Origin of the sequence: Microbacterium sp. (assembly GCF_047607465.1) — a bacterium.
GTDB lineage: Bacteria > Actinomycetota > Actinomycetes > Actinomycetales > Microbacteriaceae > Microbacterium.
The window spans coordinates 1-12,024 of record NZ_JASGCY010000020.1; the positions used below are offsets into that span (position 1 = coordinate 1).

The window sequence follows — 12,024 nt, forward strand, 5'->3', positions numbered from 1 at the left end:
CTCGATCGTCACTCCAGGCTCGCGATGCCTGGCGACGCGCACGACGTCGTCACGAAACTCGGTGGGATAGGGCTTGGGCACAGCAACATCCTTCCAGGCCCACCCTCCCGGGCAAGCCAGATCAGATGTCACCTACTCGTGCAGCAGTCCCGGCGGCTTTTGGCGAAGCAAACGCGACCCGATACGTGTTCGCGACGAGGCAGGTGTCGTTGCGCCGTCGTATCGGACGATCACCAGGGCGTTTCCCGGCACGCGACAGCTGAGCTCCGCACAGGGCTTGCCGGGGCGTGCGCGGCGCGGGCCCGGTGGGGGCCTGCTCCGGTGGCGCTCTACGACGCCCCATCACGGCATTACGAGGTATAGTCGAGTTCGATTAGTCCATCTAGACTAATCGAACGGGAGTGATCGTGAACGACGTGCCGCTGACGCCCCTCGGGGTGATGGTGCTCGCGCTGCTGCGCGAGGGCGACATGCATCCCTACGAGATGGCGCGGCTGCTGAAGGCGCGCCGCCACGACCGCATGGTCACGTGCACCAATGGCACGCTGTACCACACCGTCGCTCGACTGCACGGGCACGGACTCCTCGAAGAGGTCGGCGTCGATCGTGAGGGCAACCGGCCAGAACGCACGACCTACCGGGTCACCGAGCGGGGCTCGGCTGCCGTCGCCGACTGGGTGCGGCGCGAGCTCGGTTCCCAGAGCCGGTCGGCGCAGTTCCGCGTCGCCCTCTCCGAGGCGCACAATCTCGAGCGCGACGAGGTCGTGGCGCTCCTCACGAACCGCCTCGACGCACTACGCGCCAAGCTCGACGCGCTCGACACGGGCCGCGCGGGGGCAGCGGCCCGCCGCGTGCCGGAGCAGTATCTGCTCGAACTCGAACGCGCCAGCATCCTGCATCGGGCTGAGATCGATTGGCTCGACGCCCTGATCCCCCGGATTGCCTCCCCCGACTTTCCCTGGGGACCCGATCCCGACGACCTGCTTGCCAGGCGAAAGGCACGTCAGAATGACTGAATCCCGCGCCGGCGAAACCGGCTCTTACACCACCGGGCATAAGCCGAAGAGTCCCTGGCCAGCGCTGTGGGCGCTGGTCATCGGCTTCTTCATGATCCTCGTGGACACGACCATCGTCTCGGTAGCGAACCCCGCCATCAAAGCCGCGCTCGACCCTGAGACGAACAACCTCGACAACGTCGTGTGGGTCACCAGCGCCTATCTGCTCGCCTATGCCGTGCCGCTGCTGATCACCGGACGTCTCGGCGATCGGTTCGGTCCGAAGAACATCTACCTCACCGGTCTGGTGATCTTCACGCTCGCCTCGCTCGGCTGCGGGCTGTCTGGCACGCTGCCCATGCTCGTCGCGTTCCGTGCGGCGCAGGGGCTGGGTGCCTCGCTGATGACCCCGCAGACCATGGCTGTCATCACTCGCACCTTCCCCGCCGACCGCCGGGGCGCCGCCATGGGCCTCTGGGGCGCGACCGCGGGCGTCGCCACGCTGGTCGGCCCGCTCGCCGGAGGTCTGCTCGTTGATGCCTTCGGGTGGGAGTGGATCTTCTTCATCAACCTGCCCGTCGGTGTGATCGGCTTCGTGCTCGCGTGGATCCTGGTCCCGCGTCTGAAGACCCACGAGCACCGGTTCGACATGGTCGGCGTCTTCCTCAGCGCGATCGGCCTGTTCCTGCTCGTGTTCGCGCTTCAGGAGGGCGAGCACTACGACTGGGCCGCGTGGATCTGGACGATGGTCGGCGCCGGTGTCGTCGTGCTGGCGGTGTTCATTTGGCAGCAGGCGACGACCCGCAGCGAGCCCCTCGTGCCGCTCGATCTGTTCCGCGACCGCAACTTCTCGGTGTCGAACTTCGGCATCGCCGCCGTGGGCTTCACGGTCACCTCGATGTCGCTGCCGCTCATGTTCTTCTACCAGCTCGCACGCGGGCTCACCCCGACCGAGGCCGCCCTGCTGATGATCCCGATGGCGGTGCTCTCGGGTGTGCTCGCGCCGATCGCCGGCCGCATCCTCGATCGTGTCGACCCGCGGATGCTGCTCGTGCCAGGACTCGGACTGACCGTGGTCGCGCTCGTCTGGCAGGCCCTGCTGATGAACGCGGACGCGGAGATCTGGATGTTCCTGCTGCCGTCGGCCGTCATGGGCGTCGGCCAGGCCGGCATGTGGGGGCCGCTCGCGACCACCGCGACCCGCAACCTGGAGCCGCGTCAGGCGGGCGCGGGCGCCGGCATCTACAACACGACCCGCACGATCGGGTCGGTTCTGGGCTCCGCCGCGATCGCCGCCCTCATGCAGGGGCGCCTCGAGGCGAACCTTCCAGGAGCGAGTGACCAAAGCGGCGACTTCGGGTCAGGGCAGCTGCCTTCGTTCGTCGTGGATGGGTTCTCGGCCGCCATGGCGCAGTCGATGATCCTGCCCGCCGCAGTGCTGCTGGTCGGTGTGATCGGCATCCTGTTCATGCAGCGTCCGAAGCACCTCGTCGCGCGCTGAGCGGCGTGCCGCGTCCAGCATCCGAAACCGTGCCGGGCCGGGCCGCGAGCTACTCCGCGACGCGGGCGGCGATGTCGGTGCGGTGGTGCGCGCCCTCGAGAGTGATCTTCGCGATCGCCTCGTAGGCGCGCTCTCGCGCTGTGCGGAAATCGGATGCCGTCGCCACGACGTTCAGCACACGTCCTCCGGTCGCGAGCAGGTCGCCGCCGGGGGCATCCGGGCCGGCGGTCGCCGCGTGCACGATGCTCACGCCCCCGACCGCGGCCGCCTCGGCGAGTCCGTGGATGGGCCGTCCTGTCTGCGGGGCCTCGGGGTAGCCCTCGCTCGCCAGCACCACGGTGATCGCGACGTCGTCGGCGAAGGCCGGTTCCGGCTGGTCCTCGAGGGTCCCCGACGCCGCGGCGAACAGCAGCTCCGACAGCGGCGTCTCCAGGCGCGGCAGCACGACCTGGGTCTCGGGGTCGCCGAAGCGCGCGTTGAACTCGATGACGCGCACACCGGCCGGGGTGAGGATGAGCCCGGCGTAGAGCAGGCCGATGAACGGGGTGCCCTCGGCGTCCAGCCGACGGATGACGGGCAGGGCGACATCGCGGGTGACCTCGTCGACGAAAGCCTTCTCGCTGCCGAACCGCTCGGCCAGCCAGGGCAGCGGCGAGTAGGCGCCCATGCCGCCCGTGTTGGGACCCTCGTCGCCGTCGAAGGCGCGCTTGAAGTCCTGCGCGGGGCTCAGTGCGCGCACCGTGTCCCCGTCGCTGACGAAGAACAGCGACACCTCGGGGCCGGAGAGGAACTCCTCGACGAGCACCGGACCAGACGGAAGGTAGTGCGCCGCGTGCGCGAGGGCCTCGGCGCGGTCGGAGGTCACGATCACGCCCTTGCCCGCGGCGAGTCCGTCGGCCTTCACGACGTGCGGGGCGCCCAGCTCGTCGAACGCCTGCTCGACCTCGGCGACGGATGCCGCCCGCACTGCGCGGCCGGTGGGGACGCCAGCGGCGTCCATGATGCGCTTCGCGAACGACTTCGATCCCTCGAGCTGCGCGGCCGCCTTGCCTGGGCCGAACACGGGCACGCCGTGGGTGCGGAGCACATCGGCGACACCGGCGACGAGCGGCGCCTCGGGGCCGATGACGACGAGGTCGATCGAGTGCTCATCGGCGAACGCGGTCACCGCTGCACCGTCGAGCGGGTCGAGGGCGACCGGGGTCGCCTGCCGCGCGATGCCAGCGTTGCCCGGGGCGACGAACACCTCGTGCTCCGTGCGCTCGGCCCTGAGGGCGAGGATGATCGCGTGCTCACGGGCACCGGAACCGAGGACGAGGATCTTCACCCGTCCAGACTACCGACGTCGGCGGGGGGTGGTTCGGCGGGGCGTCCTTCGTCTCGCTTCGCTCGCTCAGGAACGGGGTTGGCGGCTCAGACCGTGACGGGGCGTTCGACGCTGCGATCCCACGGCACCGTCCAGCCGGTCGCGTCGAACAGGGCGTCGAGCACGATCGCCGTGAAACCCCAGACGACGGTGCCGTCGATGTCGAAGGCGGGGCCCTTCCAGGTGCGGCCGGCGCGCGTGATCGTCGATGTGCAGCGGATGCTCGGATCGAGCAGCTGCGCGACCGGGACCCGGAACACCTCGACCGTCTCGGCGTGATCGACCGCCGCCACCCGCGAGGGCGTGCGCCACCATCCGAGCACCGGGGTCACGAGGTGGTTGCTCACGGCGAGCGGCAGTTCGCGCAGCGTGGCGAGCACCTCGACGCCTGCGGGGTCGAGCCCCGTCTCCTCCTCGGCTTCGCGGAGGGCCGTGGCGACGGCATCCGCATCGCCGGCCTCTCGCCGGCCCCCGGGGAACGACACCTGCCCGGGGTGCGAGCGCAGCGTCGCCGCGCGGCGTTGCAGCAGCACGTCGAGGTCGGCGGCGACCGTGAGCTCGTCGCTGCGCGCCGGCACGCCGTCGAGACGCCCGAACAGCACGAGCACGGATGCCGCGTGGGCCGCGCCCTGGAGCGGCTGATGCCGCCCGGCCCACAGGCCGGGGTCGTTCGCCGCGGCGATGAGCTCGGCGCGCGCGCCCCGCAGTTCTCCGGTCTCCATCATCGCTTCGAGCCTATGCCCGCCGCGCGGGGACCGGCCCGATGGGGTCCTGAGTGGGGGCTGCTTTGTAGGCTGGACGGATGGCACGCTCCATCGACATCGCCTCCGGTCGCGCGGCGCTCGCCGCGGTCGCCGAGGCCCATGCTGGCGGCCTCGCCCCGCGCAGACCCGACCTCGCCACCGCGGTACGGTATCTGCTGCAACTGCTCGACGAGAAGGCCCCTGGTGGCACCGTCGAGGTGCGGGTGCCGCCCTTCGGGGCGGTGCAGGTGATCCAGGGGCCGCGGCACACGCGCGGCACGCCGCCGAACGTCGTCGAGATGGACGCGCAGACGTGGATCGCCGTCGCGACGGGCGCGCTGCGATGGGCGGATGCCGCCGCCTCCGGCCGCATCCACGCCTCGGGGACGAGGGCCGACCTCGCCACGGTTCTCCCGTTGCGCCCCTGAGGCTCAGCCGCAGCCGGCGCGGCATCCTCGCACAGGCAACGGTGGGACAATGGACACATGCCGTCGCCCGAAGCCCCCCAGATCGCCTCAGCGACCGTGCGCAAGGTGCCGCGCTACGGCGTCTTCATGGGCATCGGGGTCGTGCTCGGCGTGATCGCCGCCGGCATTCTCACCTTCGTCGGCAACTACGAGCCGTCGGAGACCCTCGACGTCGTCTACCCGCCGGGACAGGTCTTCGGGTTCCTGCTGCTGTGGACGGCGCCCATCGGCCTCGCCCTCGGCGGCGTCGCCGGTCTCATCGCCGAGCGGATCGTGCGCCGTCGCGATCACGTCGTCCGCGTCGAGCGCGAGACGATCATCGAGGTCGACTGAGCGCGAACGCGGCCGTCCGCTCCGGCATCCGTCGCTACGCGAGTTCGGCGATGATCGGCCGAATGGCGGTGTCGAAGGCGACGATGTCGCGGCGCAGTCCATCGGTGACGGCGACGGTCAGCGCGCCGATCCACCAGATGCCGCGCTGCGAGAGCGGCAGCACCTGCACGTTCAGCTCGAAGGAGTGGGCGCGTCGTCCGATCTCGCGCTCGAACTCGGCGATCGCGCTCGCGTAGGCCCGATACGCGTCGCCGCCGGTGGTGGCGCCCACCGAGGAGACGTAGCGGTCGTGGGCGGCTCGGGCGTATTGCAGCGCGGATGCCGCATGCGGCGCGATCGCTTCGGCCAAAGCCTCGGCACCCGATGCGGGCAGGGCGACGAGCGTGTCGAACCCGTCGACGAGCTCGAGCGGCACGCCGGAGCGGTGGGCGCGGGGCTCGACGGTCATGTCCCAGTAGTCGCGCCACTGGCTCTCGAGCGCCGCCGTCGTCTCGGCGGCGTCGGGTGCCCTGACCGGCAGGTCGCGAAGGCTGGGCAGGTCGGCGGGTACGCGGATGCCGAGCGCCTGCCGCAGCGCGAGCGCGACCAGCACCGGAACGCCCGCGTCTTCGCGGATCAGCCACTGCGGCTTCTCGGACATGAGGCCATCGTATTCCTCGCCCGCGTCGGCCTCCCGTCGCGGGCGAGGTGCCGTTGCGGCGTCCGTCGTTGCGTTGCGGTCGCCGTTTCGGCCCGTTGCGGCGTGTGTTGTTCTGTCCTGGCGTCCGTCGTTCTGTTCCGGCATCCGTTGTTCCTTCCCGGCATCCGTTGTTCCGTCCCGGTCGCCGTTGCGGTCCCCGTCGCTCTGTTTCGGTCGCCGTCGTTCCGTTCCGGTCGCGTTTCGTGCCGCTTGGATCGCTTCTGAGCGGCACGAAGTGCGACCGCAGCAGGAGAACGGATGCCGCGGCGGCACGACTCGCGACGGAGGCTTCGCCTTCCGCGTCGTGTTCGCCGAGACTCCCGCGGCTCCTCACCTCACAACGTTCCGGTCGCAGTTGGTGTCGTTCTGGCGTTGGCGTTCGGGGTTCCGGTCGCAGTTGGTGTCGGTATCTCGGGCTGTTGGCGGCATGAAGTGCGACCGGAGCGAAGGGGCGGCGGGCATTGCGGCACGAAGTGCGACTGGAACGCAGGGGCGGCGTGCGTAGCGGCATGGATCGCAACCGGAACGGCGCGAGCGGATGCTGACGCGGCACGGATCGCGACGGGAACGCGACTGGAAAGCAGAGGTGGCGGGCGTTGCGGCACGGATCGCGACGGGAACACGACCGGAACGGCAGGAGCGGATGCTGACCCGGCACGGATCGCGACCGGAGCGCGACCGGAGCGCGAAGCGGATGCTGTGAGAACCCCGGCGCGGGCGCCGCGAGCCGGGCGGTAGTCTTGAGGGGTGGCTGCCTCCTCCACCAATCCCTATTCCGAAGCCGGCGTCGACACCGCGGCGGGTGACCTCGCCGTCGAACTGATGAAGTCTTCGGTGCTCGCGACCCACGGCCCCGAAGTGCTCGGTGGCGTCGGCGGATTCGCCGGACTGTTCGACGCGAGCGCCCTGCTCGGCTACCGTCGTCCGCTGCTGGCCTCGAGCACCGACGGCGTCGGCACGAAGGTCGCCATCGCGCAGGCGATCGACAAGCACGACACGATCGGGCAGGACCTCGTCGGCATGGTCGTCGACGACATCGTCGTGGTGGGCGCCAAGCCGTTGTTCATGACCGACTACATCGCGTGCGGCAAGGTCGTTCCCACGCGCATCGCAGACATTGTGCGCGGCATCGCCGAGGCGTGCGCGGCCACCGGAACCGCCCTCGTCGGCGGCGAGACGGCTGAGCATCCGGGTCTTCTCGGCGTCGACGACTACGACGTCGCCGGCGCCGCCACCGGTGTCGTCGAGGCCGACGCGATCCTCGGTGCCGAGCGCGTGCAGGATGGCGACGTCGTCCTCGCGATCGCCTCCAGCGGCCTGCACTCCAACGGCTTCTCGCTTGTTCGGCACATCATCACGAACGCGCGTCTCGGCTACCGCGACCAGGCCGCCGACTTCGGCACCACCTGGGGCGAGGTGCTCCTCGAGCCGACGCGCCTGTACACCTCGCCGCTGCTGCGCCTCATCGACACCGTCCCCGGGGCCGTGCACGCGCTCAGCCATGTCACCGGCGGCGGTATCGCGGCGAACCTCGCCCGCGTGCTCCCGCAGGGCAGCTGGGCCGAGGTCGATCGCAGCACCTGGTCGCCGAGCCCCGTCTTCCGCGTGCTCAGCGACATCGCCGGCTCCACGTTGGAGTCGGCCGAGGGAACCTGGAACCTCGGCATCGGATTCCTCGCGGTCGTCGCGCAGGACAAGACGGATGCCGCCATCGCCGCCCTCGCAGCGCAGGGCCAGCACGCGTGGCAGGTGGCCACCGTCGGCTTCGGCGCTCGCCCGGCCGGGGATTTCGATTCCCCTCGCCCCCTCGACCCGTCGCTGGCGCGACGCGCCGAGACTCCGGGCGAGTGGGCCCTGGGCGCCAAGGGCGTCGACGGCGGAGCCGTGCGCCTCGTTGGCGCATACGCCTCCCACTGAAGAAACGGATAAGCAGACACTCCATGTGCGGCATCGTCGGAATGGTCGGGACTGCCCCGGTCAACCAGGACATCTACGACGCTCTCCTCCTGCTGCAGCACCGCGGCCAGGACGCGACGGGCATCGCCACGGCCGAACCCAACGGCGTCATGCACAACGCGAAGGCGCAGGGCATGGTGCGCGAGGCCTTCCGCACCCGTGACATGCGCGCCCTCCTCGGCAACGTCGGCCTCGGCCACGTGCGCTACGCCACCAAGGGCACGGCGTCCAGCGAAGAGGAGATGCAGCCGTTCTACGTGAACGCGCCCTACGGCATCGTCCTCATTCACAACGGCAACCTCACCAATACCCGTGAGCTGGCCGCCGACATGGTGCACCGCGACCGCCGTCACCTGAACTCGTCCAGCGACACCGAGCTGCTGCTCAACGTGCTCGCCGGGGAACTGCAGAACACCACCTCGACCGTCGACCTCGATCCCGAGCGCATCTTCGAGGCCGTCGCCCGCACCCACCAGCGCATCGAGGGCGCGTACGCCGTCGTCGCGGTGATCGCCGGATACGGACTGCTCGCGTTCCGCGATCCGTTCGGCATCCGTCCTCTCATCCTCGGCCGTCGGCCGTCGACCGTCGAGGGCGCGGAGGGCCGCGATGAGTGGGTCGTCACCAGCGAGTCGCTCGTGCTCGAGAACGGCGACTACGAGATCGTGCGCGAGGTCGATCCGGGTGAGGCCGTGTTCATCACGAACGACGGCGAGCTGTTCACGCGGCAGTGCGCCGAGAACCCGACGCTCGCCCCCTGCGCGTTCGAGTACGTGTACCTCGCCCGTCCGGACTCGATCATGAACGGCATCTCGGTGTACGAGTCGCGCCTGCGCATGGGCGATAAGCTCGCCGACACGATCGCCAAGCACGTCCCTCGCGACAAGATCGACGTGGTCATGCCGATCCCCGACTCGTCGCGCCCCGCCGCGATGGAGGTCGCGCGCAAACTGGGCATCGAGTACCGCGAGGGCTTCTACAAGAACCGCTACGTCGGACGCACCTTCATCATGCCGGGCCAGGCGGTGCGCAAGAAGAGCGTGCGGCAGAAGCTGAACGCGATGTCGACCGAGTTCCAGGGCAAGAACGTGCTGCTCATCGACGACTCGATCGTGCGCGGCACCACCTCGAAGCAGATCATCCAGATGGCGCGGGATGCCGGTGCGACCTCCGTCACGTTCGCCTCGGCGGCCCCGCCGGTGCGGCATCCGCACGTCTACGGCATCAACATGCCCTCGCGGCACGAGCTCATCGCGCACGGCCGCACGATCCCCGAGATCGCGGCAGAGCTGGGCTGCGATCATCTCGTCTATCAGGAGGTCGACGACCTCAAGGAGGCGATCACCCAGGGCTCCAGTGTCGACGACCTCGACTTGAGCTGCTTCGACGGGCGCTACGTGACCGGCACGGTGAGCGACGAGTACCTGTCCTGGGTCGAGGAGTCCCAGTCGTCCTGATGCTCGGGACCTCGCCCTTCGTCTCGCTGCGCTCGCTCAGGGGCCGGGAGGTCGACGCGTCCACGGACCGGGAGGTCGACGCTTCCAGGGACCGGACGGTCGAGCCCGAGGACCGGAAGTGAGAGCAAGGCCGCTCTGGCAGGGGAGGACCCTCGCTCTGCTCGGGATCGTGCTGGTCGCGTTCTCCCTGCGCTCGGCGGTGGCCTCGCTGTCGCCGGTGATCGACCACGTCGCCGCGGACTTCCCGGTGTCGCCCGTGGTGGTCGGCATGATCGGCTCGGCGCCGCCGGTGTGCTTCGCCGTGTTCGGCCTGCTCACCCCGCTCCTCGAGCGCCGATTCGGGCTCGAGCGGGTCGCCGTCGCTGCGATCGCGCTGATGAGCATCGGCCTGCTGCTGCGCGGGGCGGCATTCGACTCGTGGAGCCTGCTGGCCGCCACAGCGCTCGTCTTCGCGGGCGTCGGTTCGGCCAACGTGCTGCTGCCACCGCTGGTCAAGAAGTACTTCCCCGATCGCCTCGGCCTCATGATGACGCTGTACTCGACGATCATGGCGGTGTCGACGTTCCTGCCGCCGCTGGTCGCCGTGCCGGTCGCCGACTCGCTCGGCTGGCGCGTCTCGCTCGGCATGTGGGGTGCGATCGCGCTGCTCGCACTGGCGCCGTGGGTGACGATGCTCGTCACCGGAAAGACGGATGCCGCTTCCGACGGTCCGCGTGCACCGGCTCGTCCGGCAGAGGCCCCCGAGGGGCGCGAGGCGTTCACCCCCGCCGAGGTCGCCACTGGACCGATCACGACGAACCCCGCCAACCCGCGGGTCTTCGGGCGGCTGTGGCGGCTGCCGCTGGCCTGGGCGCTCGCGCTCGTGTTCGCGGCCTCGTCATCGATGGCCTACTCCTCGTTCGCCTGGATGCCGACGATGCTCGTCGACATCGGCGGCGTGACCGGTTCGACTGCGGGTCTCCTGCTGTCGGTGTTCGGCGCGGTCGGCCTGCCCTGCTCGCTCGTGGTGCCCGTGCTCGTGGTGCGGTTCCAGGCTGCGCGTGCGCTGTTCTTCGTCGCGGTCGGCGGGGGCCTCGCCGGCCTCGCCGGGCTGCTGCTGCTCCCCGCCGCGGGGCTCGCGCTGTGGGTGATCGTCTTCGGTCTCACCGCGATCCTGTTCCCGCTGAGTCTCGTGCTGCTCAGCATCCGCTCCCGCACCCCGGAGAGCGCCGTCGCCCTCAGCGGCTTCATGCAGAGCATCGGTTACGGGATCGCCGCGCTGTTCCCGCTGGCGCTCGGCGTGCTGCACGAGATGACGCACGGATGGCAGCTGCCGCTGATCGTGCTCGCCGGGCTGCTGGTGGTCGCCGCCCCCGCGGGCTGGATCGCCGGGGGCTCTCGCACCATCGAGGACGAATGGGAGCGGCGACACGGTCGCTGGTGAGGTCGCCGCCCGCCGGCGTGATCGGAGGCAGGACGGATGCCGCTGCGATCGCCCTACGCAGGGGCGGGCGTGCGCGGGCGCGACGAACCTCCCGCGCATCGTGCGGGGCGGGCGACGAGCAGAGGGGCGGTCAGGCCTTCTCTAGCTCATCCTCGTCTTCGTCGGCGTACTCGTCTGCCCACTTGTCGACGTACTCATCCTCGGAGTCATCGCTCGGGTGCGCGAGCTCTCGTTCCAGTGCCGAATAGTTCACAGACGGACTGTACGACTTGAGTTCGCGGGCGATTTTGGTGTGTTTCGCCTTCTGCCGGCCACGGCCCATGCCAGAGACCCCCTCACGAGTCGGCAGCCGGACGACACGGGCCCGGCGCGTTTCAGGAAACCGGCTCGAGGCCGGTAAGAGTAGCATTCAGAATAGCACGCGGGGAAGCCCGTCTCGCCGAAGCGGGCCTGGTGAAGGGAGCACTTCTCATGACCGACAACTCCTCAGCACAGAGGGAAGAAGACGTGCAGAACGAGGCTCTGCAGAAGGCGGTGATCGTCGGGCTGCAGCCTGATCAGTCGCCACGGGTGCTCGACGAGGCGATCCGCTACGCAAAGCTGCTCTCGGCGCCCCTCGTCGTCGTGCACGTCGACGTCACGCGCTTCGTCACCTACGAGGATCCCGATGGTTACGTGCACTCGGCCCCCATCGACATCAACTTCGAAGCAGGAGTCGCCGAGTTCGACGCCGTCCAGGCGGCGGCATCCGCTGTTCTCGACGGCACCGATCTCGTCTGGACGGTGCGTCAGCTCGTCGGCGACCCCGCTCTCGCCATCAAGCAGCTGGCGGGCAAGCTCGACGCGCAGCTGATCGTCGTCGGCACCCGCAAGCGCGGCATCGGCGAGTCGATCAGGGAGTTCTTCACCGGGTCCGTCGCTGCCCGCCTCGCGCACCGGCAGCACCGGTCGGTGCTGGTGGTTCCGCTCGAGGAGCCCGTGCCCGACTCCCAGAAGGAGATCTGGGCCGAGTAACCCCGCGCACCCCTGCCGACGCCCCACCTGCGCGCCGACGCCCCACCTGCGCGACTTCTGCCAGGTGGGGCGCGGCGCGTCAGGTGGGGC

At 69.9% G+C, this 12,024-nt stretch carries 12 protein-coding genes; 8 read left to right on the plus strand and 4 right to left on the minus strand.

Annotation, left to right across the window (positions count from 1 at the left end):
• The first annotated feature begins 401 nt into the window (after positions 1-401).
• Both QM568_RS02175 and QM568_RS02180 read left to right on the plus strand, forming a co-directional pair.
• The gene (locus tag QM568_RS02175) at positions 402-1,016 is read left to right on the plus strand and encodes a PadR family transcriptional regulator (protein ID WP_415135360.1); all 615 of its coding nucleotides are present in this window, start codon (positions 402-404) and stop codon (positions 1,014-1,016) included.
• A complete protein-coding gene (locus QM568_RS02180) occupies positions 1,009-2,496 on the plus strand; it encodes an MFS transporter (protein ID WP_415135362.1) in 1,488 nt (495 codons plus the stop codon). Before QM568_RS02175 ends, QM568_RS02180 begins: the two co-directional genes overlap by 8 nt.
• A gap of 49 nt (positions 2,497-2,545) precedes the next feature.
• On the opposite strand, the gene purD is transcribed toward QM568_RS02180, so the two are convergent.
• Together purD and QM568_RS02190 are read right to left on the minus strand one after the other, a co-directional pair.
• Positions 2,546-3,823: a phosphoribosylamine--glycine ligase gene (purD, locus tag QM568_RS02185; protein WP_415135364.1), complete on the minus strand. Its 1,278-nt coding sequence runs from the start codon at positions 3,821-3,823 to the stop codon at positions 2,546-2,548.
• Between the two features lie 86 nt (positions 3,824-3,909).
• On the minus strand, positions 3,910-4,587 hold the full coding sequence (locus QM568_RS02190; RefSeq protein ID WP_415135366.1) for an NUDIX hydrolase: 678 nt from the start codon (positions 4,585-4,587) through the stop codon (positions 3,910-3,912).
• A 77-nt stretch (positions 4,588-4,664) separates the two neighbouring features.
• Here QM568_RS02190 and QM568_RS02195 point away from each other — a divergent pair, with 77 nt between their 5' ends.
• Together QM568_RS02195 and QM568_RS02200 are read left to right on the plus strand one after the other, a co-directional pair.
• Positions 4,665-5,033, plus strand: coding sequence for a sterol carrier family protein (locus QM568_RS02195; RefSeq protein ID WP_415135368.1), 369 nt, complete (start codon positions 4,665-4,667; stop codon positions 5,031-5,033).
• A 57-nt stretch (positions 5,034-5,090) separates the two neighbouring features.
• The gene (locus QM568_RS02200) at positions 5,091-5,405 is read left to right on the plus strand and encodes a potassium transporter Trk (protein WP_415135370.1); all 315 of its coding nucleotides are present in this window, start codon (positions 5,091-5,093) and stop codon (positions 5,403-5,405) included.
• Between the two features lie 34 nt (positions 5,406-5,439).
• On the opposite strand, the gene QM568_RS02205 is transcribed toward QM568_RS02200, so the two are convergent.
• Positions 5,440-6,045 carry a zinc-binding alcohol dehydrogenase gene (locus QM568_RS02205; RefSeq protein ID WP_415135372.1) on the minus strand — a complete coding sequence of 202 codons (606 nt, stop codon included), beginning with the start codon at positions 6,043-6,045 and terminating at the stop codon, positions 5,440-5,442.
• Positions 6,046-6,831: 786 nt separating this feature from the next.
• On the opposite strand from QM568_RS02205, the gene purM reads away from it, so the two are divergent.
• The 3 genes from purM to QM568_RS02220 all read left to right on the plus strand — a co-directional run bounded on the left by purM (position 6,832) and on the right by QM568_RS02220 (position 10,920).
• Positions 6,832-8,001, plus strand: coding sequence for a phosphoribosylformylglycinamidine cyclo-ligase (gene purM / locus QM568_RS02210; RefSeq protein WP_415135374.1), 1,170 nt, complete (start codon positions 6,832-6,834; stop codon positions 7,999-8,001).
• A gap of 23 nt (positions 8,002-8,024) precedes the next feature.
• On the plus strand, positions 8,025-9,497 hold the full coding sequence (gene purF / locus QM568_RS02215) for an amidophosphoribosyltransferase (RefSeq protein ID WP_415135376.1): 1,473 nt from the start codon (positions 8,025-8,027) through the stop codon (positions 9,495-9,497).
• Positions 9,498-9,615: 118 nt separating this feature from the next.
• Positions 9,616-10,920 (plus strand): CynX/NimT family MFS transporter, encoded by a 1,305-nt coding sequence (locus tag QM568_RS02220; RefSeq protein ID WP_415135378.1) that lies wholly within the window; start codon positions 9,616-9,618, stop codon positions 10,918-10,920.
• Between the two features lie 130 nt (positions 10,921-11,050).
• Here QM568_RS02220 and QM568_RS02225 read toward each other — a convergent pair whose 3' ends face one another.
• Positions 11,051-11,242, minus strand: coding sequence for a DUF3073 domain-containing protein (locus QM568_RS02225; protein ID WP_415135380.1), 192 nt, complete (start codon positions 11,240-11,242; stop codon positions 11,051-11,053).
• 149 nt (positions 11,243-11,391) lie between these two features.
• Between QM568_RS02225 and QM568_RS02230 the strand changes: the two genes are divergently transcribed.
• A complete protein-coding gene (locus QM568_RS02230; protein WP_415135382.1) occupies positions 11,392-11,934 on the plus strand; it encodes a universal stress protein in 543 nt (180 codons plus the stop codon).
• Positions 11,935-12,024: the final 90 nt, after the last annotated feature.